Origin of the sequence: Blautia fusiformis, assembly GCF_020686995.1 — a bacterium.
Classification (GTDB): domain Bacteria; phylum Bacillota; class Clostridia; order Lachnospirales; family Lachnospiraceae; genus Blautia_A; species Blautia_A fusiformis.
Genome location: NZ_JAJEPT010000006.1, coordinates 120,515 through 143,390 on the forward strand (window position 1 = coordinate 120,515; position 22,876 = coordinate 143,390).

24 protein-coding genes and 1 riboswitch are annotated in these 22,876 nt (G+C 45.8%); of the genes, 19 read left to right on the forward strand and 5 right to left on the reverse strand.

Translation table 11 applies throughout. The annotated features are described in order from the left end of the window. Nucleotides 1-24: 24 nt before the first annotated feature. Nucleotides 25-2,181: a bifunctional diguanylate cyclase/phosphohydrolase gene (locus LKD46_RS07360; RefSeq protein WP_227573960.1), complete on the reverse strand. Its 2,157-nt coding sequence runs from the start codon at nucleotides 2,179-2,181 to the stop codon at nucleotides 25-27. Next, nucleotides 2,091-2,819, reverse strand: coding sequence for a hypothetical protein (locus tag LKD46_RS07365; protein ID WP_227573961.1), 729 nt, complete (start codon nucleotides 2,817-2,819; stop codon nucleotides 2,091-2,093). The genes LKD46_RS07360 and LKD46_RS07365 overlap by 91 nt, the downstream gene beginning before the upstream one ends. A gap of 306 nt (nucleotides 2,820-3,125) precedes the next feature. Between LKD46_RS07365 and LKD46_RS07370 the strand changes: the two genes are divergently transcribed. The 6 genes from LKD46_RS07370 to LKD46_RS07395 all read left to right on the forward strand — a co-directional run bounded on the left by LKD46_RS07370 (nucleotide 3,126) and on the right by LKD46_RS07395 (nucleotide 6,373). Then, a complete protein-coding gene (locus tag LKD46_RS07370) occupies nucleotides 3,126-3,347 on the forward strand; it encodes a hypothetical protein (protein WP_015526439.1) in 222 nt (73 codons plus the stop codon). 2 nt (nucleotides 3,348-3,349) lie between these two features. Beyond that, nucleotides 3,350-3,562, forward strand: a complete 213-nt coding sequence (locus tag LKD46_RS07375; protein ID WP_015526438.1) for a hypothetical protein — start codon at nucleotides 3,350-3,352, stop codon at nucleotides 3,560-3,562. A 21-nt stretch (nucleotides 3,563-3,583) separates the two neighbouring features. Then, nucleotides 3,584-3,826, forward strand: a complete 243-nt coding sequence (locus LKD46_RS07380; RefSeq protein WP_110103053.1) for a hypothetical protein — start codon at nucleotides 3,584-3,586, stop codon at nucleotides 3,824-3,826. A 40-nt stretch (nucleotides 3,827-3,866) separates the two neighbouring features. Continuing rightward, on the forward strand, nucleotides 3,867-4,193 hold the full coding sequence (locus tag LKD46_RS07385) for a branched-chain amino acid transporter permease (RefSeq protein WP_059086958.1): 327 nt from the start codon (nucleotides 3,867-3,869) through the stop codon (nucleotides 4,191-4,193). Beyond that, the gene (locus LKD46_RS07390; RefSeq protein ID WP_146207145.1) at nucleotides 4,115-4,522 is read left to right on the forward strand and encodes a hypothetical protein; all 408 of its coding nucleotides are present in this window, start codon (nucleotides 4,115-4,117) and stop codon (nucleotides 4,520-4,522) included. Before LKD46_RS07385 ends, LKD46_RS07390 begins: the two co-directional genes overlap by 79 nt. Nucleotides 4,523-4,855: 333 nt before the next feature. Continuing rightward, nucleotides 4,856-6,373: a CoA-acylating methylmalonate-semialdehyde dehydrogenase gene (locus tag LKD46_RS07395; RefSeq protein ID WP_021651218.1), complete on the forward strand. Its 1,518-nt coding sequence runs from the start codon at nucleotides 4,856-4,858 to the stop codon at nucleotides 6,371-6,373. Between the two features lie 152 nt (nucleotides 6,374-6,525). Here the strand turns inward: LKD46_RS07395 and LKD46_RS07400 are convergent, their stop codons facing one another. Next, a complete protein-coding gene (locus LKD46_RS07400; RefSeq protein ID WP_227573962.1) occupies nucleotides 6,526-7,290 on the reverse strand; it encodes a DeoR/GlpR family DNA-binding transcription regulator in 765 nt (254 codons plus the stop codon). 210 nt (nucleotides 7,291-7,500) lie between these two features. Between LKD46_RS07400 and LKD46_RS07405 the strand changes: the two genes are divergently transcribed. The 9 genes from LKD46_RS07405 to LKD46_RS07445 all read left to right on the forward strand — a co-directional run bounded on the left by LKD46_RS07405 (nucleotide 7,501) and on the right by LKD46_RS07445 (nucleotide 15,500). Next, nucleotides 7,501-7,917 carry a Fur family transcriptional regulator gene (locus LKD46_RS07405; RefSeq protein WP_059086580.1) on the forward strand — a complete coding sequence of 139 codons (417 nt, stop codon included), beginning with the start codon at nucleotides 7,501-7,503 and terminating at the stop codon, nucleotides 7,915-7,917. A gap of 17 nt (nucleotides 7,918-7,934) precedes the next feature. Further along, a complete protein-coding gene (locus tag LKD46_RS07410) occupies nucleotides 7,935-8,864 on the forward strand; it encodes a metal ABC transporter substrate-binding protein (protein WP_408611437.1) in 930 nt (309 codons plus the stop codon). A 38-nt stretch (nucleotides 8,865-8,902) separates the two neighbouring features. Next, nucleotides 8,903-9,565 carry a metal ABC transporter ATP-binding protein gene (locus LKD46_RS07415; RefSeq protein WP_227573963.1) on the forward strand — a complete coding sequence of 221 codons (663 nt, stop codon included), beginning with the start codon at nucleotides 8,903-8,905 and terminating at the stop codon, nucleotides 9,563-9,565. Next, nucleotides 9,562-10,359: a metal ABC transporter permease gene (locus LKD46_RS07420; protein ID WP_015526431.1), complete on the forward strand. Its 798-nt coding sequence runs from the start codon at nucleotides 9,562-9,564 to the stop codon at nucleotides 10,357-10,359. The genes LKD46_RS07415 and LKD46_RS07420 overlap by 4 nt, the downstream gene beginning before the upstream one ends. Nucleotides 10,360-10,455: 96 nt before the next feature. Continuing rightward, nucleotides 10,456-11,925, forward strand: a complete 1,470-nt coding sequence (locus LKD46_RS07425; RefSeq protein ID WP_161209591.1) for a S1C family serine protease — start codon at nucleotides 10,456-10,458, stop codon at nucleotides 11,923-11,925. A 215-nt stretch (nucleotides 11,926-12,140) separates the two neighbouring features. Further along, nucleotides 12,141-12,347 (forward strand): hypothetical protein, encoded by a 207-nt coding sequence (locus tag LKD46_RS07430; protein WP_207663255.1) that lies wholly within the window; start codon nucleotides 12,141-12,143, stop codon nucleotides 12,345-12,347. Further along, nucleotides 12,344-12,901, forward strand: a complete 558-nt coding sequence (locus tag LKD46_RS07435) for an LOG family protein (protein WP_015526428.1) — start codon at nucleotides 12,344-12,346, stop codon at nucleotides 12,899-12,901. The genes LKD46_RS07430 and LKD46_RS07435 overlap by 4 nt, the downstream gene beginning before the upstream one ends. A gap of 80 nt (nucleotides 12,902-12,981) precedes the next feature. Next, nucleotides 12,982-14,958, forward strand: coding sequence for a glycoside hydrolase family 2 protein (locus tag LKD46_RS07440; protein ID WP_227573964.1), 1,977 nt, complete (start codon nucleotides 12,982-12,984; stop codon nucleotides 14,956-14,958). A 2-nt stretch (nucleotides 14,959-14,960) separates the two neighbouring features. Beyond that, a complete protein-coding gene (locus LKD46_RS07445) occupies nucleotides 14,961-15,500 on the forward strand; it encodes a glycoside hydrolase family 2 protein (RefSeq protein ID WP_227573965.1) in 540 nt (179 codons plus the stop codon). Nucleotides 15,501-15,626: 126 nt separating this feature from the next. Here the strand turns inward: LKD46_RS07445 and LKD46_RS07450 are convergent, their stop codons facing one another. Then, nucleotides 15,627-17,039: an alanine/glycine:cation symporter family protein gene (locus LKD46_RS07450; RefSeq protein WP_173722238.1), complete on the reverse strand. Its 1,413-nt coding sequence runs from the start codon at nucleotides 17,037-17,039 to the stop codon at nucleotides 15,627-15,629. A 1-nt stretch (nucleotide 17,040) separates the two neighbouring features. After that, a riboswitch (glycine riboswitch) is annotated at nucleotides 17,041-17,148 on the reverse strand. A gap of 170 nt (nucleotides 17,149-17,318) precedes the next feature. After that, nucleotides 17,319-18,218 (reverse strand): LysR family transcriptional regulator, encoded by a 900-nt coding sequence (locus LKD46_RS07455; protein WP_022427019.1) that lies wholly within the window; start codon nucleotides 18,216-18,218, stop codon nucleotides 17,319-17,321. A 331-nt stretch (nucleotides 18,219-18,549) separates the two neighbouring features. On the opposite strand from LKD46_RS07455, the gene LKD46_RS07460 reads away from it, so the two are divergent. The 4 genes from LKD46_RS07460 (at nucleotide 18,550) to LKD46_RS07475 (ending at nucleotide 22,567) form a co-directional block, all read left to right on the forward strand. Beyond that, nucleotides 18,550-19,815 (forward strand): SLC13 family permease, encoded by a 1,266-nt coding sequence (locus LKD46_RS07460; protein ID WP_227573966.1) that lies wholly within the window; start codon nucleotides 18,550-18,552, stop codon nucleotides 19,813-19,815. A 220-nt stretch (nucleotides 19,816-20,035) separates the two neighbouring features. Beyond that, entirely contained in the window at nucleotides 20,036-20,941 is a 906-nt protein-coding gene (gene ttdA / locus LKD46_RS07465) for a L(+)-tartrate dehydratase subunit alpha (protein ID WP_178818170.1), read from the forward strand. A gap of 20 nt (nucleotides 20,942-20,961) precedes the next feature. Beyond that, nucleotides 20,962-21,594, forward strand: coding sequence for a L(+)-tartrate dehydratase subunit beta (ttdB, locus tag LKD46_RS07470; RefSeq protein ID WP_021977663.1), 633 nt, complete (start codon nucleotides 20,962-20,964; stop codon nucleotides 21,592-21,594). 331 nt (nucleotides 21,595-21,925) lie between these two features. Next, nucleotides 21,926-22,567 carry a YczE/YyaS/YitT family protein gene (locus tag LKD46_RS07475; protein WP_015526420.1) on the forward strand — a complete coding sequence of 214 codons (642 nt, stop codon included), beginning with the start codon at nucleotides 21,926-21,928 and terminating at the stop codon, nucleotides 22,565-22,567. Nucleotides 22,568-22,876: the final 309 nt, after the last annotated feature.

The following is a 22,876-nucleotide window of genomic DNA, read 5'->3' on the forward strand; positions in this document are numbered from 1 at the left end:
GGCTTTATCATGTCATGGGAGTATTTATAACTCCTGTGGAGATATTTCCAGGTATTCATAGGATGGCTGGAAATCATGGCTGTCACACTGACAGTAATATTGGGTAAAAATACGTTCTATGATGTCCGGGATATGCGTTTCGTCAGGCTCAAACAGTATGATGAGATACTGCAGGGAACTGTAGCGTGTACAGATATCCACACGGCGGATATTCTGCCGGATGGCCTGTTCCATATACTCCAGAGCCTGCTCAATGGATTCGATATCAGGAACTGTATCCACAAGTGTCTCGATGGTGATCATCGCCAGATAACATCTGCACTGGCTGCGTGTGACAAGCTGACTCATGTATTCATACTGTCGTGCGAAATCCCGGTAATTCAGATCAAGAGCACCTACATAGATGCCGCTTTTCTGAAGGGACTCTGCCACAAGCGCCAGATCCTTTCCGGAACCGGATGCCGCAAGAGTGCTACGGTCGATCTGCTGGTAGAAAAAGAACTGGTTTTTGCCGTTTTGTTTTACGTAATACAGAGCTTTATCTGCTTTGGAATAGCAGTCCTCAAAGGAATCATCGGTGCTGCACAGACACAGGCCTGCGGACAGTGTGGCAAACCGGAGTTCCGGATCATCGGTAGTGATGGTGTGAAATTTCTGGAACAGATCGTCCATCTGCAGAGACAGGGAATCAGGATCTGTGTCCGGAAGGAACATCAGGAATTCATCGCCTCCAAGTCTGCAGGAAATTCCCTGATCTGCCCGTTTCTGGAGCAGCTTTCCAAGACATTTCAGTGCACGGTCGCCGGCTTTGTGGCCATAGATGTCGTTGATCTTTTTCAGGTTGTCCATATCAAGGAATACCAAACATCCATCATGTGTCTGCATAAATTCCGCGGTAAGACGTTCGCCCAGGTTACGCATGGGAAGACCGGTAAGGAAATCATAGCTTTTTGCGTCTTCCTGACTTTTTATGGTGGCCATTATGTCCGAGATGAATTTGCTGACGGTAAGCTGCATATCCGGAAGGTTATAAGTGTCCGGTTCTTCCTGGGAAGGATCCCACTGAGGCAGCCGTTTTTCATTGAGCAGTTTCAGAAAAATGTCTGTGATCTCCGGGTCGAACTGTGTACCACGGTTTTTGCGGAATTCTTCGTAAACAACCTCCGGTGGAAGCGCATTACGGTAGATTCGGCGGGAGTTCATGGCATCGTAGCAGTCGGCAACAGCCACGATCCGGGCATGGATGGGGATTTCTGTTCCGGCCAGCCCGTCCGGATAGCCTTTTCCGTCATAACGCTCATGGTGACTTCTTGCGATTTCTGCCGCATGTGGGATCAAGGTTATATCCTTCAGGATCTCGGCACCGATAACGGTGTGTTTTTTTATAAGGTTGTATTCATCATCGGTCAGCTGTGCAGGTTTGTTCAGGAACGGATCCGGGATACCGATCTTACCGATGTCGTGAAGGTGAGTAGCACGCTTCAGATTCAGGATCTCCTCCGGTGTCCAGCCCAGCTCCTCTGCGATCAGGGCTGCATATTGTGCAACCCGGTAGGAATGACCGCGGGTGTACGCATCCTTTGCCTCAATGGTGGTGGAAAGGGTCTGAATCATCTGCAGAGACATTTTTTCATTCTGTTCCTGGTTTTTGCGGATTTCGCTTTGCTGGCGTTTCAGTTCTATATCCTGGACATTTTTGATGGCTCTTACAATATTGACAAAGAGCAGGATCAGCATGCCGGCGCCCACAAACAGTCCGGACATTAATGTGACAAAGTATACGGAGGTTGCCTCAACGGCAATACACAGGATCGCTGCCAGCAGACCAATGAGCAAAAGCCGGTCGGCCTTGTTTTTTTCGGTGCGTATATATTGGAAAAGGTGTACAAATATTGTGGCAACGGTGATCGCCAGGATTCCGTGACTTACAGGCATGGTTTCGATATAATCTGCGATACCTGCAGCAGTGAGGATCGTACAGACTGCAAAGTTTATCATTGCGATGCTTCCAAGACAGACATAAAATCTGTGATGCAGCCCTTTCTGGAGACTGTCCGCAAAAAACAGGATCGGGAGCGGACACAAAAGGATCATAACGAAGCACAGAGATCCGAGAGCGGAAGCGTTGGGGACCAGGAACTGACGGAGCTTGGATTCACCCAGCATCCAGACGGCGCCCATAACCATGCACCATCCAAGATATTCCATGTCAAATCGTGTATGATAGACCAATCCCAGAGCGAAACTGAACAGGATCGTGACGATTCCGGCAAACAGGATAAAAAAAGCAATGTAGGTTTCCAGTCCGTATCTGCCTTGTTTCCACAGTAAACAGGATTGACAACTCCGGTGTAATTGGAGGTGTAGGTGGTCAGTTCAATACGGAGCTCTTTGCCGGCATCGGAAGCATAAACCGGGCAGAAAACATAACGGCTGGCGGAGTTTTTGCCCACAAGCCTTGTTTTATGCGTGGAGTAGCTGGTCCTGAGGTCGTCCCCTACATAAAAATCCACATCCTGCAGGGAAGAACGGATGGCAAAGCAGGTATCTGTAAGATCATCGGGAAGCTGGATGTTGAGGACCATCGTGTCACCGACGGGAACCTTGTAGGTGCCCGGAACGGAGATTTCCTGGGTGGTTCCATCCGGTTTCTGCCAGGTAACGGTACCGGAATAGATCACAGAGGCTGCTGAGGTGTCGGAAGAACGTTCATCCGCACCAAAAATCTGCATAAAAATGAACCAGCCAAGGATGGCGAACATCAGAATATAAAAGAAATATCTTTTTCCCTGGTTAAAGGTTTCGGTTTTTTCTTTCATGGCAATATGCCTCCTTGTAGTGGGAAAGGAGTGGTTTGTAAATTGAAAAACTCCTTTAGATCGATTATACCAGACCGGAGTGGAAAAATCAGTATAAACAGACTAAGACGGGTAATTTGGTAAGATTTTACCAAATTTTTTATGAATTCGGTGGTATTATATAAAGCAGATAGAAAACATATCCGATGCATCTGCGTGCAGGATATGATACAATGGGTAAATGTGGAGTATGACATGTAAAGCATGATATATGCAGGATAAAGGATCAGAATAAAGAATGAGAGTAAAGCGACAGGAGGAAGGATCATGAGTAAGATCGTAAATATCACATCAAAAGAGGACAAAGATCAGAAGCTGCAGGACATTGCAAATTCACTGGAAGAGCTGAAGGATGTAATGGCTGAAGTGATAGAGGCCTATGAGGAAGAAAATGCGGACAGCCGGAAGATGGACACGCTGACAGAGGCACTGGATGCGCTTGAGGACGCTTATGAGGCCGTTAACGATGTGCTGCTTGAGGAAATCTGATCATGCAGTATAAGGTTCTGAAGATAGAAGAAGACATGGATTTCGGCTGTGAAGAGCGGCAGCCGGGTGAAGCACTTATGTCAGTAGTGCTGATGGAAGATGAAAATGGAAATGAAACAAGTCTGCGACATGATGACGGCCTCCTGTATGAAAGAGATATCAATGAGGGAGATCTTGTTACCATGGACGGGCAGCATCAGCTGTGGAAATTGTAAAACAGAAAGGGACGTACATCATTGGATTTTGTCATGACTGCGTTGTTTGTGGTTATGTTCATTGATCAGTGGGAAGATGCACAAGATCATAAGCCGGCGCTGGTCGGAATTGTATGCTCTGTGATCTGCCTGGTGATCTTTGGAAGAGGGAAGTTTATCCTTCCGTCAATGGCATCGATCGTTTTATGCTTTCTGGGAATGAAGAAGCATGAGGAGAAGAGAAAAAAAGAACGTATACAGAAGTCAGGAGAATATCAGGCATGACAGTTGGGATATAGCCGGACAGGAGGGATAAGGAATGACTATGACAATAACACAGCAGATCATAACGGTTGTGGTAGTGGTCCTGGGGACTATGACAACGCGATTTTTGCCGTTTATCATATTCCCGGAAGGAAAGGAACCGCCGGCCGTGATCACCTATCTGGGAAAAGTACTGCCCTGTGCAGTGATCGGATTGCTGGTGGTATTTTGTCTGAAGGATGTGCCGGAAAGTACGCATTACGGACTGCCAGAGCTGATCGCAATACTGTTCATTGTGGTATTACATAAATGGAAGAAGAGTACATTGCTCAGCATAGGAGGGGGAACGGTGTTTTATATGGTGCTGGTGCAGACCATATTTGGTTAGTCAGAAATATGCGAAAAACAGAAAATGAAAAGCTAAGGCAGGATACGATAACCGTATCCTGTTTTTTGATTGCTGCAGTAATTTATGAAAATGCTGTAGATCAGATAAGCAGGCGCAGGATTGTATGTAAAGGTGCAATAAGCCGTGAAAAGAAGCGAGCGGTCGTGAAAATGAGCGCGTCCGCAAGGGACGCACAGATGTATTTCCTTGTTCCTGGAAAATACAGAGAAAATATGCTGGGATCAGAGGAATCTGTAATTGTAACAGAACAACGATACCCCTTACTTGTCTGTGAATCCGATTGCACAGGTCTAAAAGCCTCAGCGTAGCTGGAGGCAATAAATAGTGTGTGTGGAATGGTGTGTTATGAAAATAACAAAAATGAGTAACTTTTGCTCTCACAATGGAATAAAAAACGACAAGACACTATGCGTTTTTATGGCTGTAAATGCATGCGTTTCAAGAGTTTATACAGGGAACATGGAATACCATGAAATGTGAATAAATTAACACATAATTTCGGTAAATATACTCAAAATATAACCATACTATATTGACAAAATTAAAAATAAATGATAATCTGTGATCAGAACAAAACGAGAATGACTAAAATTTTTATGAAGTTAAGAATAAAAAGGTAAGCACGAAAGGAGTATCTTAAAATGGCTGAGATCAAAAAAATGGGTTACTGTGTAAACGGTGAGTGGAAAGAGTCAAAGGCAGAGAAATACATGGATGTTACAGATTCCAGTACAGGTGAGGTGATCGCGCAGGTTCCCTGCTGTACACCGGATGAGGTAGAAGAGGCGATCGCTTCCGCACAGGCTGCATTCCCGGAATGGTCCTCACTTTCTCTTGCAAAGAGACAGCAGTATATGTTCAGATGGAGAGATGTTCTTTATGCTCATAAGGAAGAACTTTCCGTACTTTGTGCAAAAGAGCTCGGAAAGAACATCAAAGAGGCAAGAGGAGATGTTCAGAAAGCAATTGAGCCTACAGAAGAGGCATGTGCACTTCCGACAATGATCCAGGGCGATGCTGCAATGCAGGTAACTACAGGATATGATACAGCTACATATCGCAAACCACTTGGAGTAACTGCTGGTATTGTTCCGATGAACTTCCCGGCAATGATCCCATGGGGCTGGATGGTTCCGCTTTCCATTGCATGTGGAAATACAGTAGTACTGAAAGCAAGCTCCCAGACACCACTTACAGCTATGAGGATCATGGAGCTCTTCTATACAGAGGGCGGATTCCCGAAGGGTGTTGTAAACCTTGTGACCTGCAGCCGTGTAGAGGCTGATATCCTTCTTACAGATGAGAGAGTAAAGGCTGTTACATTCGTAGGAACAACAGGTGTTGGTAAACAGGTATATTCCAAGGCAGCAGCTCATGGCAAACGAGTTCAGGCACAGTGTGAGGCAAAGAACCATGCACTTGTACTTGAGGACTGCAACCTTGAGGCTACTGTTAATGCGATCATCAACTCTACATACGGATGCGCAGGTATGAGATGTATGGCTCTTCCGGTTGTATGCGTACAGGATAGTATCGCAGACGAATTTGTTTCACTTCTTAAGAAAAAAGCAGAGGCTATGAAGCTTGGCTGTGCATATGATGAAGATACCGATCTCGGCCCGGTTGTAAATGCAGGTCATAAGGAGAAGATCTGCAACTGGATCCAGAAGGGTATCGATGAGGGTGCGGAGCTTGTACTTGACGGACGTAATGTAGTAGTTCCGGGATATGAGAACGGATTCTTCGTAGGACCGACAATTCTTGATCATGTAACACCGGAGATGACAGTTGGAAACCGTGAGATCTTCGGACCGGTAACCTGTATCAAACGAGTAAAGGATTATGAGGAAGGCATCGCAGTCATGAATGCCAATCCATTTGCAAATGGTTCCTGTATCTTTACACAGAGCGGATATTACAGCCGTAAATTCGCTATGGAGACAGATGGCGGTATGGTAGGAATCAATGTAGGTATCCCGGTTCCGACAGCATACTTCCCATTCTCCGGAAACAAGGATTCCTTCTTCGGTGATCTGCACGTTCTCGGAAAAGATGGCTATCGTTTCTTCACAAGAGCAAAAACAGTTACAACACACTGGTTCGATGAAGCTGCCGGAAAGAGAAAGGTCGGCACATGGGAAGGAAGTACTGAGGCTTAAGAAAGCTTCATAAATAAATTTATGACACTGAAAGGCAGATCGGGTAAGATCTGCCTTTCAGATAAAATCCTCTAATGAAATGAGCATATTCAAAAACGGTGCATCTGCTGGATTTCCGGCAGATGCACCGTTTTTTAGGGTCAATATCCCATTTAATCGATTGTCATAACACGGATGCCGTGCTCCTGGCAGAAGCTGTCGTATTCTTCAGGAAGTGGCTGGTCGGTTACGATGGCGTCCAGCTTTTCCATGGAAGAATAGGTCATAAGCGAGATCCGGCCGAATTTGGAATGGTCTGCAAGAAGGATCATGCTGTTGGCATTCTCTGCAATGGCTTTTTTGGTGATGTATTCCTCGGCGCTGGCATTGGTAAGTCCGCTCTTCATGGTTACACCTGTGCAGGCCATAAAAGCCATGGAAATGTTGTAGGTCTGCAGATAATCCTTGATATCCGGTCCTGTGAAGGACAGGGTCTTGCGGTTCAGCTTTCCGGGAACGGAAATGATATCCAGGTTCGGATAGGATGCTGCCTTGTTGAAGATAAGCAGGCTGTTGGTCAGGATCGTACAGTGCTTATCTGCAATAAAATCAACCAGGTTCAGGCAGGTTGTACCTGTATCGATATAGATGGTATCGTCTTCTGCCACAAGCTCTGCGGCACGGCGGCAGATTTCTTTCTTTTCGTCAGGAAAACGTCCGCCACGCTCTTCGTAAGACAGAAGGGGAAGAGTCTGTGGAGTTTCGAGTGCTGCGACACCGCCATATACTTTCATGATACTGCCACGTTTCAGAAGGATATCGACATCTCTTCTGATGGTGTTTTTGGATACGTTGAATTTCTCACATAATGTATCGAGAGAAGCGTTCTTATGCTCCAGCACATATTCTTCGATCATGTCCAGTCGCTGTGATTTCATAGAGGTCTACCTTCTTTCTATTGGTTAAGTCTTGGTTATATTTTATCATAAAAGAAGGTAGAGATAAAGTGCTTTTATAAGAACATACCAAAAATTATTTCCCTTCAAAAATATCTTGACGAAATTCTTATTTGAATGTAATATGAAAACGGTTTTCAAATTCAAATCTGCCATGTAAGGTGCAGTTGATAGAAGAGAGTAGGAAATATAATGGAAGAAAAAATGAAATACAGCACCAGGCAGCAGAAAATAATTCTGGAATGCCTGCAGGAATATGGAGATACATTTTATACCATAGATCAGTTTATGGAGCTCCTTCGTGGAAAAGAGATCCGGATCGGAAGGACAACGGTATACAGAGGACTGGAGCGGCTGCAGAAGGAGGGAGCGGTGCTGAAGGTTCCGTCTGTGGAGGGAGCGCCTGCCCAGTATCGTTTTATACGTGATGAGGAGCGGAAGAATTACGGTAAGCTTGTGTGTCTGGAATGTGGGCATACGATTCCTCTGCAGTGTGGATGTATCGATCATTTTGTGGGACATGTGCTGGATGAACACGGATTTGAGATTGATCAGAGCCGGACGATCTTTTATGGATATTGTGACAGCTGCAGGAGGCTTAAAAAATGAATGTTAACAGAGGGAAGATGACAGCGGTAGCAGTTCTGGCAGTGACGCTTCTTGTTGTGGGCGGTGTGACCGGATATGGTTTGCACAGGGCCGGAACGGTGGGACAGCCATTTGTGGAGGATGGCCGACTGAAGGTGATGGCCAGCTTTTATCCAATGTATGATTTTGCCCGGAAGGTAGGGGGTGACAGGATTCAGGTGAAGGATATGGTTCCGGCGGGAACGGAGCCTCATGACTGGGAGCCGGCGGCAACGGATATCCGGAATCTTGAGGATGCAGATGTGTTTGTCTATAATGGTGCGGATCTGGAGCACTGGGCGGAGGATGTACTGGATACTCTGGAGAATCAGGATCTGGTTGTGTCTGAGGCATCGGATGGTGTGGAGCTTCTGGATGGAGGACATGATCATGCTCATGGTGATGAAGGAAAAGATCCGCATGTCTGGCTTGATCCTATGCGTGCAAAGCAGGAAATGAAAAATATCAGAGATGCTTTTGTGAAGGCTGATCCTGGGAACGGTGATTATTATGAAGCAAATTATGAGAAATATGCCGGTGAATTCGATGAGCTGGATCAGGAGTTCAGAGATGGTCTGAAAGGTACGAAGAGCCGGGATATCATAGTGGCGCATGAGGCTTTTGGATATCTGTGCAATGCCTATGATCTGAAGCAGCTGGCTATCGAAGGGCTGACACCGGATTCAGAGCCTGATCCTGCCAAGATGCAGGAAGTGATCGAGTATGCGAAAAAATACGACATCCATACCATATTTTTTGAGGAGCTGGCAAGTCCCAAGGTGGCGAAGACAGTGGCGAAGGAAGTGGATGCGGTGACTGCTGTGTTGAATCCGATCGAGGGATTAAGTGAGGAGGATATCGAGGCCGGAGAGGATTATTTTTCTGTGATGAGGAAGAATCTGGAGGCGCTCAGGAAGGCATTGAACTGAAGGTGCAGGACAGCAGCTGTAACAAAAAAGGAGAAATTATGGGAATTTTGATAGAAAATCTTTCGTTTCACTATACAGGGACACCTGTGCTGGATCAGGTGAGTCTGGAGGTGAAGGATGGCGATTATGCCATCCTTACCGGTGAAAACGGAAGTGGAAAAAGTACATTTCTGAAGCTTCTTCTGGGCGAACTGAAGGCGCAGGAGGGAAGTATCACCGTAAATGGAAAAGATATTTCTGCCACATTCGGAAAAGGAGATCTGGGATATGTTCCACAGAACAGTATCAGCAGAAACCAGAATTTTCCGGCGACTGTGGAAGAAATCATGATGACAGGTGTGTATTCCTCTTCCTGGAAGGCACGTTTCCGGGCAAAAAAAGAGATCCCGCGTTTGAAAGCCGCACTTGCGGAGATGGAAATGGAAGAGTTCTGGAAAAGAAGGATCGGAGATCTTTCCGGAGGACAGCAGCAGAGGGTCATGCTGGCACGTGCACTGGCAGGAAAACCGAAGATCCTGATCCTGGATGAGCCTACCACAGGAATGGATATGGTTTCTGTGAAAACACTTGCAGAAGTTCTGAGGAAGCGGAATGAGGAACAGGGGTTGACGATCCTTATGGTTACTCATGGAAATTCAGGTGAGTTTAAAGGAGCAAACCGGTTCTTTAAAGCGGAAGAGGGGAGGATCGACGAAGTATGAGTATTTTACAGTATGGATTTATGCAGAGGGCTTTTCTGGTGGGAATCCTTCTGGCTGTGATCACGCCCTGCATCGGGATCACCATTGTTCTGAAACGGATGTCCATGATCGGAGATGCGCTTTCCCATTCTTCACTGGCTGGTGTTGTGCTGGGACTGATACTTGGAGTGAATCCGGTAGCCGGTGCAGTAGTGATGTGCATCGTAGCTGCTCTTGGAATTGAGGCTATCCGCAAAAAAATTCCGCGTTATTCGGAGGTGGCGATCTCCATCGTCATGTCTGCCGGGATCGGACTGGCCGGTGTGCTGTCCGGCTTTGTGGAAAACGGTGCCAGTCTGAACAGCTTTTTGTTCGGAAGTATTGTGTCCATCAGTGAAGGAGAGCTGGCGCTGGTAGTTGTGATCAGTGTGCTGGTACTGGCAGCAGTGCTGTTTTTTTACAGGGAACTGTTTTATATCGGCTTTGATGAAAATGCGGCAAGGATCTCCGGTGTTTCCGTGCGGAATATTAATTTTCTTTTTACTATTCTGACGGCTCTGACAGTTTCCATTGCGTCCCGTACAGTAGGAACCCTGATCGTTTCCTCCATGCTGGTAGTTCCGGTGGCGTGTGGGATGCAGATGGCAAAAAGCTATAAGGGTACACTGATCTGTGCCATTATCGTGGCGGTATGTACCACCATTGCCGGACTGTTTCTTTCCTATTATGCCGGACTGAAACCAGGTGGAATGATCGTTCTTCTTGAGGTTGCGTGGTTTGTAGTTGTGATGACAGTGAAAAGTTTTAACAAATAAAACACATTTTTCCCACAAAGTAAACACAATTAACCCATATACTTTGAAGCATCAAAAGGAAACAGAGAAGAATTTTTTCCCAGGGAGGACTTAACCATGAACAATAACAGAAAATTAAAAATAAAGAAAATGATGAAAAAGGGTGCAACCATCAGCCTGTGTGCAGTACTTGCCGGCGGCATTGGAGTTGGTGCATATGAAGGTATAAATTATTTCTCCGGTGCACAGTCCGTACAGGCGGCAACCGACAGCTCCGAGAATCTGACTCTTATGAAGTCTGATAAAAAATCAAATAAAGACAGCGAAGATACAGAGGATACAAAATCCTCCGATACAAAGGGCAGTCTGGATGTATCAGATGTTGCTGAGAAGGCAATGCCTTCTGTAGTTGCCATCACAACCAAGTCCGTTCAGGAGGTTCAGGATTATTACAGCATGTTTGGTTCCCAGTATGCGCCGAGCCAGGAGCAGGAAGTTGAAGGAAGCGGTTCCGGTATTATCATCGGAAAAACAGATTCTGAGCTGCTGATCGCCACAAACTATCATGTTGTGGATGGTGCCGATACCTTGTCAGTTGCCTTTGCAGATGGTAATGCTTATGAGGCTACGGTAAAGGGCTTTGATGAAAGCGAGGATCTTGCAGTTGTTTCTGTTGCAACGAAGGATGTTTCGGATGATACAATGGATGCAATTTCTGTTGCAAAGATCGGAAGCTCTGATGATCTGAAGATCGGTGAGCAGGTTGTTGCCATCGGTAATGCACTTGGCTATGGCCAGTCCGTTACTACTGGTATTGTCAGTGCTAAGAACCGTAAGACAGATGCATCAGGACAGATCGAGGGTGATTCTACAGATAACAGCAGCAGTATCAACAAAGGCGTGAACCTGATCCAGACAGATGCGGCTATCAATCCCGGTAACAGTGGCGGTGCGCTTCTGAATATGGATGGTGAGGTTGTTGGTATTAACTCTTCCAAGCTTGCTTCTACTGAGGTTGAAGGTATGGGTTATGCCATTGCAATTTCTGATGTTGCGGATTCTCTTGAGAACATGATGAATGCCAAGGCAAGAGATAAAGTGGATAATCATGGTATCCTTGGTATCACAGGCAGTACAGTAAGTACGGAGGCAGTACAGATTTATGGTATCCCGCAGGGTGTATTTGTTTCGAAGGTAACCGAGGGCGGCCCTGCCGATGATGCAGGTATTACCAAGAATATGGTCATTACAGAGTTTGATGGTAAAACGATCACCAGTATCGATCAGCTGGTTGAGCTGCTTCAGTATTATGAGCCGAAGGAAAAGATCGATGTGACGGTTGCAGTTCTGGATGGTAATGAATATAAGGAGAAGACACTCACTGTAAAACTTGGTAAAGATGACAGTTCCAGCAAGGATAGCAAGGACAGCTCTGAGGATAGCACGTCCCAGGATTCCCAGGATGCAGATATCCCAGATATCCAGGGAGGACAGGATGACTCCGATCAGGGGGATGCAGATGCATTTGCTGATGATGGAGAAGCTAGCCTGTTCAGAGATTTTGAGCAGAATGGCTTGTATGACTGATCAGTCCCTAAATTATAGATGGAGAGCATTTTCGAGGTGAAGAACCGCAATCAGTTCATCCCCTCCATGAATCCGCAGGAAAGAAACCAGAAATACAGCGGATGGAAAGACGCAGTAGAAAAAGTTCTCGTATAATAAAACGTGAGCTTCAGGCAGCGGCAATTGCTTGACCCCATGTGTATGTCAGATTATAATAAAATAACAGGCATTTTCGGATGCATTCCAGATGTATCGGAAATGACGGAAAGCCGGTCTTTGCCAGTATCATGTGCAGAGGCCGGCAAAAGTTATATTCAGAGATAAATAATCATCCATTTGCAGTAGCTGTGCAGTGGCATCCGGAGATGATGTATGATTCTTCGGAGCAGCTGAAGCTTCTACGGGCATTTGTGGAGGCAGCAGGGAAGGAGACGGAAGCATGAATATTTGTATCTATGGAGCGTCCAGCGCAGAGCTGAAAAAGATCTATTATGAGAAAACGGAAGAGCTGGGACAGCTGATGGGAAAGCGAGGACACGGCCTTGTTTTCGGAGGTGGAAAAGAGGGGCTGATGGGGGCGGCAGCCCGGGGTGTTGACAGAGAAAAAGGCTATATCCTGGGTATCGCACCGAGATTTTTTGACCAGCCGGGAGTGTTGTATGAGCATTGTACAGAGTTCATTTTTACTGAAAATATGCGTGAGAGGAAGCACCTGCTGGAAAGCCGCTCGGATGCGACCATCGTGGTACCTGGGGGAATTGGTACTTATGAGGAGTTTTTTGAGATTCTGACATTGAAGAGTCTGGGACGGATCGACAGGCCGATCGTTCTTTATAATATTCAGGGATATTACGACAGCATGCAGGCACTCCTGGAATACACAGCAGGGGAAAAATTTATGTCCAGAGATGTTGTGGGTATGTGCCGGTTCATGAAAGACCCGGAGGAGATCCTGGATTATATTGAGAATTACCGGAATTATGGGGGAAGGCTATAAATAAAATACAGTACGGCTGATACAACAGCCCTGTATATAAGATCGTGCGAAGGGGATTTTTACAGGAGAAGATATATTTTATGAGGAAAATAATGTTAAATGGCCAGTGGGAGCTGGCAGAAGCAGGAAATGACAGATTATGTGAGGTACAGGTTCCGGGATCTGTGCTTTCCGGGCTCTATGGTGCCGGGAAGATCGAAGATCCTTTTTACCGGACAAATGAGGATGTGACAAGGGAACTGTTCCGGAAGGATTATGAATTCAGCAGAACATTTGTGGCTGCAGAGGATATCCTAAAAGAAGAAAAAATAATTCTGGTCTGTGAGGGGCTGGATACTCTTGCAGATATTTATATCAATGGGCAAAAAGCCGGATCTGCAGATAACATGCATCGTACCTGGAAGCTGGATGTGAAAGAATTTCTTCATTCCGGGGAGAATCAGATCCGGATCGTATTCCGGTCGGTATTCAAGTATATCGAAGCTTATGAGTATGAAGATAATAAAGAGATCCACTATGTTCCCTGCGGTGGAATGAAAGGAAACCAGCTGATCCGGAAGGCTCATTGTATGTTTGGATGGGACTGGGGCCCCCAGACCATTGATGCCGGGATTTTTCGGGATATTTATCTGGAAGCATACAGTCATCCGAGAATTGAGGATGTGAAGATCACACAGGTGCATGGGGATAATGCTGTGGATGTGTGTACAACTGTGGCTGTAAGCGGAGATGCTGTGGATAAGTGTCAGGTGAGGGTGACGATCCAGGAGGATGCAGAGAGCGTCTGTGGACATAGAACAGGTGCTAACGACCGAAAAACGGAAGCCCATGTATGCAAAGTGGGGGAGACTGTATCAGCGAATAATAATCCAGCAGTGCTGACATCTTCGATCCACAACCCGAAGCTCTGGTGGCCAAACGGCTACGGCGATCAGCCGTTATATAAAGTTCAGGTGGAACTTCTGGACGAGTATGGCACAGTTCTGGAAACCATAACGAAGCGCATCGGTCTCCGTACCCTTACCATCAGCCAGGAAAAAGATCTCTGGGGAAAAGAGTTCGCGTTCTGTGTCAATGGCGTGAAAATTTTTGCCATGGGGGGAAATTATATTCCGGAGGACTGCATCTATTCCAGGATCACACCGGAGGTCCAGAAGTATCTTCTGGAATCCTGCAAACGTGCCAATTTTAACTGTGTCCGTGTGTGGGGCGGCGGTTATTATCCTTCGGATCATTTCTATGATCTTTGTGATGAGATGGGACTGATCGTATGGCAGGATCTGATGTTCGCATGTAATGTTTATGATCTTACAGAAGAATTTGAAGATAATATCACGAAGGAGATCACGGAAAATGTAAAACGTCTCCGTCATCATGCATCCCTTGGCCTGTGGTGCGGAAACAATGAGATGGAGTCTGCCTGGGATCACTGGCCGGAGGTACAGAGTGAGTCGAAATATCTCCGTGCGGACTACATAAAAATGTTTGAGTATGTGATTCCGAAAGCAGTGAGGGCGGCAGACAGCGAGACCTTTTTCTGGCAGTCTTCCCCAAGCTCCGGAGGCTGCTTTGATGATCCGGACGATGAGAACAGAGGAGACTGTCACTACTGGGATGTATGGCATGGTCAGAAGCCTTTTACAGATTATCAGAAGCATTATTTTCGTTTTTGCTCGGAGTTTGGCTTCCAGTCTTTTCCGTGCCTGAAAACTGTGGAGAGCTTTACGGAAGAGAAAGACAGGAATATTTTTTCCAGGGTGATGGAGAACCACCAGAAAAATCCTGCAGCTAACGGAAAGATCCTGTATTATCTTTCCGAGAATTTCCGTTATCCGGAGAATTTCCGCAAGCTTCTCTATGTGAGCCAGATCCTTCAGGGAATGGCCATGAAGTATGGAGTAGACCACTGGAGACGTCACAGAGGCCGCTGTATGGGTACCCTTTACTGGCAGATCAATGACAACTGGCCGGTGGCATCCTGGGCAAGTATCGACTACTTTGGCCGTTGGAAGGCACTTCATTATATGGCAAAAAATTCTATGGGCTACAGGCGGTGAGTATGTGCATGGATGGGGATATCATGCAGGTGTATCTGGAAAATGAAAGTATGGACGCACAGTCATATCAGGTTGCCTTTTATGTGAAAAATATGGAATGCGAGATTCTTGAGAAGCTTACCGGAACGGGCACTGTGGGTGTGCAGGAGTCCGCTCCGATCCTGGCGGTGGATGTTTCCGGATGGGAAGACAAGAAGTATGAGATCTTTCTTGAGGCGGAAGTGACACTTGCTGGCGGAGATGTGCTCTGTGATGTGGAGACCCTTGTTCCGTATAAATATCTGGAGTTGGATAAACCGGAGATCACTGCCGAGGTGGAGGAGCAAGGTGATGCATTTGTGATCCATTTAAAAAGCAGCTGCTTCAGTCCGTTTACAGCTATTGGATTTACTGATGCGGATGTTACTCTGGAGGATAATTTTTTCCATATGACAGATGGAGAGGAAATGTGTGTCCGGCTTGATAAGAAAGATATCCGAAATGGAGAGATTCTGGATGCAGCGGATCTGACACAGCAGATGGAGATCCTGACGCTGGCATAGAAAGCTTTTAAATAAAAAAGACGCGGCCTTTTATCGGAGGATAAAAAGGTTCGCGTCTTTTTTTATATGATATTAGGGGATCATCATGGGTTTGCGCGTGTTTACATTTGATTACGATATTTGGGATCAGAATTCGTAATTTTTATGTCTTTTGAAGAAATCCTTAGTTTCCTTTACAACCACACCGCTCAGGGCAAGAAGAGCGATCAGGTTCGGGAATGCCATCAGGGCATTGAAGATATCTGCGATGTTCCATACAGCTGCTACAGTCATATATGGTCCGATGAATACGCAGATGATGTACAGCCAGCGGTATGTTGTAACTGCGGCTTTGTTTCTGTTGAACAGGTATTCCAGACATCTTTCACCGTAGTAATCCCATCCAAGGATTGTTGTGAATGCAAAGAATACCAGGCACAGCATCAGTGAGAAGGATGCTACAAACGGCGGGAAAGGAAGACCTTTCTGGAAAGCAGCTGTTGTGATGGCAACACCCTCAAGACCTGTGTTCCATGTCTCTGTGATGACGATGGAAAGACCTGTCATGGTACAGATAACGATAGTATCAATGAATGTACCTGTCATGGATACAAGACCCTGACGTACCGGCTCCTTTGTCTGAGCTGCAGCGGCTGCGATCGGGGCACTACCAAGACCGGACTCATTGGAGAAGATACCGCGGGCGATACCCTTCTGCATAGCTACGACCATGGTTCCCATTGCGCCACCTGCAAGTGCACTTCCTGTGAAAGCAGATTTTACGATAGTTACGATCGCTGTAGGTACTGCAGTGATGTTTGTGATCACGATGATCAGTGCCAGTGCAACATAGAGAACTGCCATAAACGGTACAACGACCTGGGATACCTTTGCGATTCTCTGGATTCCGCCGAGAACGACAAGTCCTACACATACGGTAAGTATCAGACATGCAACTACAGTTGCCCAGGAATATGTATTTCCGAAAAGTGCTACTGTGTGTGCTTTATCCGGGTCAAAGAAATTGGTAACTGCAGATGAGATACCGTTTACCTGTGTAAAGGTTCCGATACCGAAAAGTCCCACACCTGCTCCGAAAAATGCGAAGATCTTGGCAAGCCATCTCCACTGTTTTCCCATACCGTTTTCGATGTAGTAGAAAGGTCCGCCGAGAACGTGGCCTTCTTTGTCAATGGTACGGTACTTGATCGCCAGAAGTCCTTCTGCGTATTTGGTTGCCATTCCGAAGAATGCGGCTACGATCATCCAGAAAAGTGCTCCTGGTCCGCCGGCTGCGATAGCAGTTGCGACACCTACGATATTTCCGGTTCCGATGGTTGCTGAAAGTGCAGTACACAGAGCTCCGAAGCTTGTGACCTCACCATCGCCGCCTTCTTCATTTTTTACCATGAATTTCAGTGCCTTTCCGAGGTGCCTTACCTGTAAAAGACCTAACCGAGTGGTTAACAGAATTCCTGTGAACAGGATCAGAATGATCAGCGGAAGTCCCCAAACGACTCCGTCAAACCATGTGATAAAGTTGTTGATTTGTGTAAACATTACTCTTTCCTCCATCCTTTTGCCTGAGAGATTTACAGCATTTTGTGTGCTGCGTACACCTTCGGCGCTCTTCCCTTTTGATTTGAAGAGACTCTCCTGAGTTTTTTTATTTTTGAATGATGCCAGGACCTTTTGTGTGCGGTGGTGGCGGTCATTCGTTTTGTGTAGAAAAACACTGTAACACAGAGTATCACATGAATTGATGGATTTCAATGGTTTTTTAAAAAAAATTGCATTTATTAGAAAAATTAATCGACATATAATTGGAAGTTTTGGGATTTACTTTTCTATCAGCGGATGTTCTTTGTAATACATGCGGGTGAAATGCAGAAATGTCAGCATATCGCCGCTGATATATTTGCTTTTTTTCCATACCATGCCGATTTTTATGCGGACAGGTGGATTGAGCGGGATACCGGTAACATTGGAGGTGGAAAAGTTATCGGTCATGCTGGAGTAGAGAAAGCAGCCATATTTTCCGGTTTTTACAAATTGTAGGGTGGTGTAGATCTGGCTGCTCCGCATAACGATATTGGGTGTGTGGCCATCCATCTCAAAACGCATTTTCAGGATCTGATTCTGGACGGAGTCAGCATTGAAAAAGATCAGCTGCTCTTTCGCCATATCTTTTGTTGTGACTGATTTTTTTTCTGCCAGCCTGTGGTCGTTGCTCACACAGAAAACCACTTGGTCGTTGGCCAGGACGGTGTTGTGAAATTTATCTATATTATACTGTTCCATATTGACCAAAGCTACATCCAGGGTGTCATCCTGTACCAGATTGCAGGCACGGACAGATCCGTATTCTTCCAGTACTACGGCAATTTCCGGGTGCTTTTCGTGAAACGCCGTAAGCAGCTCCGGAAAAAATACGGTACTCAACATGGGAGGGATCCCGATGCGAAGAGGGGGCTTTATCCTGGACATGCTGGAGTAATCGGCCTGAAGCTCATTACAATATTGAAGGATATAGGTAGCTTTTTTGTAGAAGGACTCTCCCTCCTGGGTCAGACTCAGCTGATTTCCTTTTCTGGAAAAAAGACTGATCCCGAATTCAATCTCCAGATCGCGGATAGCCATGGAAATGGTGGGCTGGGTCACATATAATTCTTCGGCTGCCTTTGTGATGCTGTGGCAGCGGCTGGCTGTGCAGAAATAGCGTAGTTGATTCAGTGTCATGATAAACCTTCTCTCGATGTATTGTCAGATTAAATTTTTTAGTAAAGTTTTTCATTTCCGTCCGGAAAAGATGTGACAGAGTATTTGGGTGTCTACATAAAAATAGCATAGAAATATAATTTTTGCCAGATTCATTTGCTGATACGCTGATTTTATGTTAGTAATGTACAAAAATTATCATTAAAAACTGATACTATAAATATTTTTTATGCGGATATATGTTTCATTAATTTGTTTTTTTATATGTACACCGGTTATAATGGAACCATCAAAAGAAACGTGTACGGCCTATACTTTTCAGGAAAAAACCAAATGGAAGGAGAGTACAGAAATGTCTCAGACAACTATCACATTGCTGTTTCTTGTGTTCACCATTATCAGTTTCATCCTTGAAAAAATTCCTCTTGGTCTGACGGCTTCGATCTGTGCGATCGGCCTGACCCTTACAGGAGTTGTGGATGCAACAACAACATTTTCACAGTATGTAAACAGTAACGTAATCCTTTGCGTTGGCATGTTTGTAGTAGGCCAGGCATTGTTCGAAACAGGAATGGCAAATAAGATCGGAGGACTGGTCACGAAATTTGCCAGAACAGAAAAAACACTGATCATTGCGATTATGGTGATCGTAGGTGTAATGTCTGGATTCTTATCCAATACAGGTACTGCAGCAGTGCTGATTCCGGTAGTTTGTGGAATCGCCGATGAGTCCGGTTATTCCAGAAGCCGTCTTCTGATGCCGCTGGTATTTGCCGCAGCACTTGGCGGAAACCTTTCTATTATCGGTGCACCCGGAAACCTGATGGGTGTGAATGCACTTCAGGAGATGGGGCTTTCCACAAGCTTCTTTATGTATGCGCCGGTTGGAGTTCCGATACTTCTGATTGGAATCCTTTACTTTGTCCTTATCGGATATAAATTCCTTCCGGATGGAAAGAATGCATCCGGTGCAGCTCTTGAAGATCAGCAGGATTTCAGCCATGTACCGAAGTGGAAACAGACTGTTTCCCTGGTAGTACTGATCCTTGTGATCCTTGCAATGATCTTTGAGAAAGAGATCGGCATCAGCATTGAGGTTTCCGCATGTATCGGAGCGATCCTCCTGGTTCTGACAGGAGTTATTTCCGAGAAAGACGCACTGAAGTCCATTGACCTGAAGGTTGTATTTCTTTTCGGCGGTTCTCTGACACTTGCAAAAGCATTGGATACAACCGGAGCCGGAGAACTGATCGCAGATAAGATCGTAGGACTTCTTGGAGCAGATCCGAGTCCGATCCTTCTTCTTCTGGTGATTTTTATTGTAACCTGTGTGCTGACAAATTTCATGTCAAATACAGCAACCACAGCACTGATGATTCCAATTGCGGTATCTCTTGCAAACAACCTCGGAGCAGATCCGAGAGCCGTTGTTATCGCAACTGTTATCGCAGGTTCCTGTGCATATGCAACACCGATCGGTATGCCGGCAAACACCATGGTAGTCGGTCTTGGAGGATACAAATTCAAGGACTATGTGAAATCCGGTCTGCCGCTGATCCTGGTATCCTTTGTGATCTGTATGATCCTGTTGCCGATCCTGTTTCCGTTCTATCCGTAAGGAGAGAAACTTTTGAGTTACTGTTCACTTTGTGACCAGCAACACTTTTGATCAATTAAGTTCATTCCCTCCTGTACTGATCATACAGTACAGGGGAAGTGATAAATAAGCCAAAAAGCCATCTTAACCATTAATCAGCCAAAATTAATGATGAAACAACCAACAAAAACCTATGTAACTAAAAAACATTAAACCATCGAACCATATCAGGAGGTAAATCATGACTAAGGAAAATGGAGTTAAAGTATTAACAGACATGGTAGCAGATTTTGTTGCCCATATTGGAAAAAAATTACCGGATGACGTAGTTAATAAACTTGAAGAGCTTGGGTCACAGGAAACAGCTGCACTTCCAAAGGTTCTTTATGAAACAATGACAAAGAACCAGGGACTTGCTGTAGAGCTGAACCGCCCAAGCTGTCAGGATACAGGAGTTCTTCAGTTCTGGCTGAAATGCGGAACAAATTTCCCGTATATCAATGAGCTGGAAGCACTTCTGAAAGATGCCGTTGTCCAGGCTACTTTTGCAGCACCGTTAAGACATAACTCAGTTCAGACTTTTGATGAGTACAATACAAAGAAAAATGTTGGTAAAGGAACCCCGACTGTATGGTGGGATATTGTTCCTAACAGCGATAAATGTGAGATCTACGCATACATGGCAGGCGGCGGATGTACCCTTCCTGGAAAAGCAATGGTTCTGATGCCAGGTGCCGGTTATGAGGGTGTTACCGATTTCGTTCTGGATCAGATGACAACTTACGGACTGAATGCGTGTCCTCCGCTTCTTGTTGGTGTTGGGGTAGGTACATCTGTAGAGACAGCTGCCCTGAACTCCAAGAAAGCGCTGATGCGCCCGATCGGTTCTCACAATGACAACGCAAACGCAGCAAAAATGGAGAAGCTTCTCGAGGACGGTATCAATGCCATTGGCCTTGGACCGCAGGGTATGGGCGGAAAGTATTCTGTAATGGGTGTCAACATTGAGAATACCGCACGTCATCCATCTACCATCGGTGTTGCAGTAAACGTTGGATGCTGGTCTCACCGTCGTGGACATCTGGTTGTAAATCCGGATCTTACAGTAACCTGTGATACTCATTCCACATGGAAATTTAATGCTTAATATAAACGGAGGGAAAAATCATGATCGAAATCAGAGGAGATAAAAAAGTTCTTATTACACCTATAAGCGCAGAAGACCTGGCTGATATCAAAATCGGCGATATTGTATGGCTGGACGGAGATCTGATGACCTGCCGTGACGTTGCTCACCGTCGTCTGGTTGAGTATGGAAGAGAGCTTCCGTATGATATCCGCAACAAAGCGATTTTCCATGCCGGCCCGATCGTTCGTAAGATCGAGGGTACAGAGGATGATTATGAAATGGTTTCTGTAGGACCGACAACTTCCATGCGTATGGAGAAGTTCGAGTATGAGTTTACAAAACTGACTGGTGTCAGAGTGATCGTTGGTAAAGGTGGTATGGGCCCGAATACGGAGCGTGCTTGTAAAGAGTTCGGTGCTATCCACTGTGTTTTCCCGGCTGGATGTGCAGTTGTGGCTGCTACAGAGGTTGAGAAGATTGTTGAGCATCACTGGGATGAGCTTGGTATGCCTGAGACTTTATGGTGCAACAAGGTTAAAGAATTTGGGCCGCTGATCGTATCTATCGATGCACAAGGACGTAACCTGTTTGAGGAGAACAAGGTTGTATTTAATGAGCGTAAAGAGGCTGCCAAGCAGGCAATTTATCCTGAGGTTAAGTTCATTAAATAATATTGGATATTGAAAAAATTTTTCGGGATATCTGAAATAACGAGGCTCTGCCATGAGAGCTTCGGGATTGACTGGTGATTGTGAAATTGAATTAACAGCGTGATATGAAAAAGAGAGATGTCCGGCAGATCATATAATGTGGTCTGCAGGATGTCTTTTTTTGTTGTTTCTTGGAGCTTTTGTGTTTTACAGGGGTGAGGTGGTGTGATAGAATATAAGCGTTGCAGCAGGCTGGTTATTAAGGTATTATCTGGTATGGATCTTGCGCAGTGAAGGTGGATCGTGGATATCTGCCTGACAATATTTTCAGAGAGGATGAGGTATAAGGTTTATGGGGGATTTTTTGAAGAACATTAACTGGAAGCATGTTCTGATCATGTGTATCGGAAATGTTTTTGCAGGTATGGGGATTGGAATTTTCAAGCTTGCCGGGCTCGGAACGGATCCGTTCAGTGGAATGAATATGGCGGTTGCGGATATGATTGGTATGGCGTATGGTAATTTCCAGCTGATTGTAAATATTGTGCTGCTGATCATTGAGATTGCTTTTGGCAGAAGGTTCCTTGGGATCGGTACGGTTGTGAATGCGGTTTGTCTGGCTTATATTACTACTTTCTTTTATAATATTTATACTGGTGTTTTTGGATTGGAGCTTGTGGCGCTGCCGGTACGTTTGGTGGCACTGTGTGTGGGTGTTGTGATCTGTTGTCTGGGACTGTCGATGTATCAGATGCCGGATGAGGGGGTTGCGCCTTATGATAGTCTTTCGCTGATCATGACAGAGAGATGGCCGAAGATTCCTTATTTCTGGCACAGGATGTCTAATGATGTGCTTTGTGCGCTGATCTGTTATCTGACTGGTGGTGTTGTGGGTATTGGTACACTGGTGACGGCTTTTGGGCTGGGACCGGTGATCCATTTCTTTAATAGGGTTTTTACCGGGAAGCTGCTTGCCTGGGTTGATGGTGAGTGAGTTTGTAGTTGTATGGGTTGAGCTGAACTGGCTGCGGGATGTGGCTGGTTCGGCTTTTTTTGGTGAAAAGGGACGCCCGTGAGGCGTGTGCTGCCTGCCGCCGGGGCTTCGTCGGGGCCAGCCAAGAATCAGCTCCCCTCCTGCAGAGTCCGGCGACAGGCAGCACACGCCTCACGGGCTGGCTTTTCAGGGCGGTAGGGTAGTGTGGCTGCTCGGGAGTTGGATGAGCTATCAGCGCTACGCTGGATAGCTGGGAGGAAAAGCTGATTTTGCAGTAAGTGGCTGAAAAAAATTACCGATGCGAATATC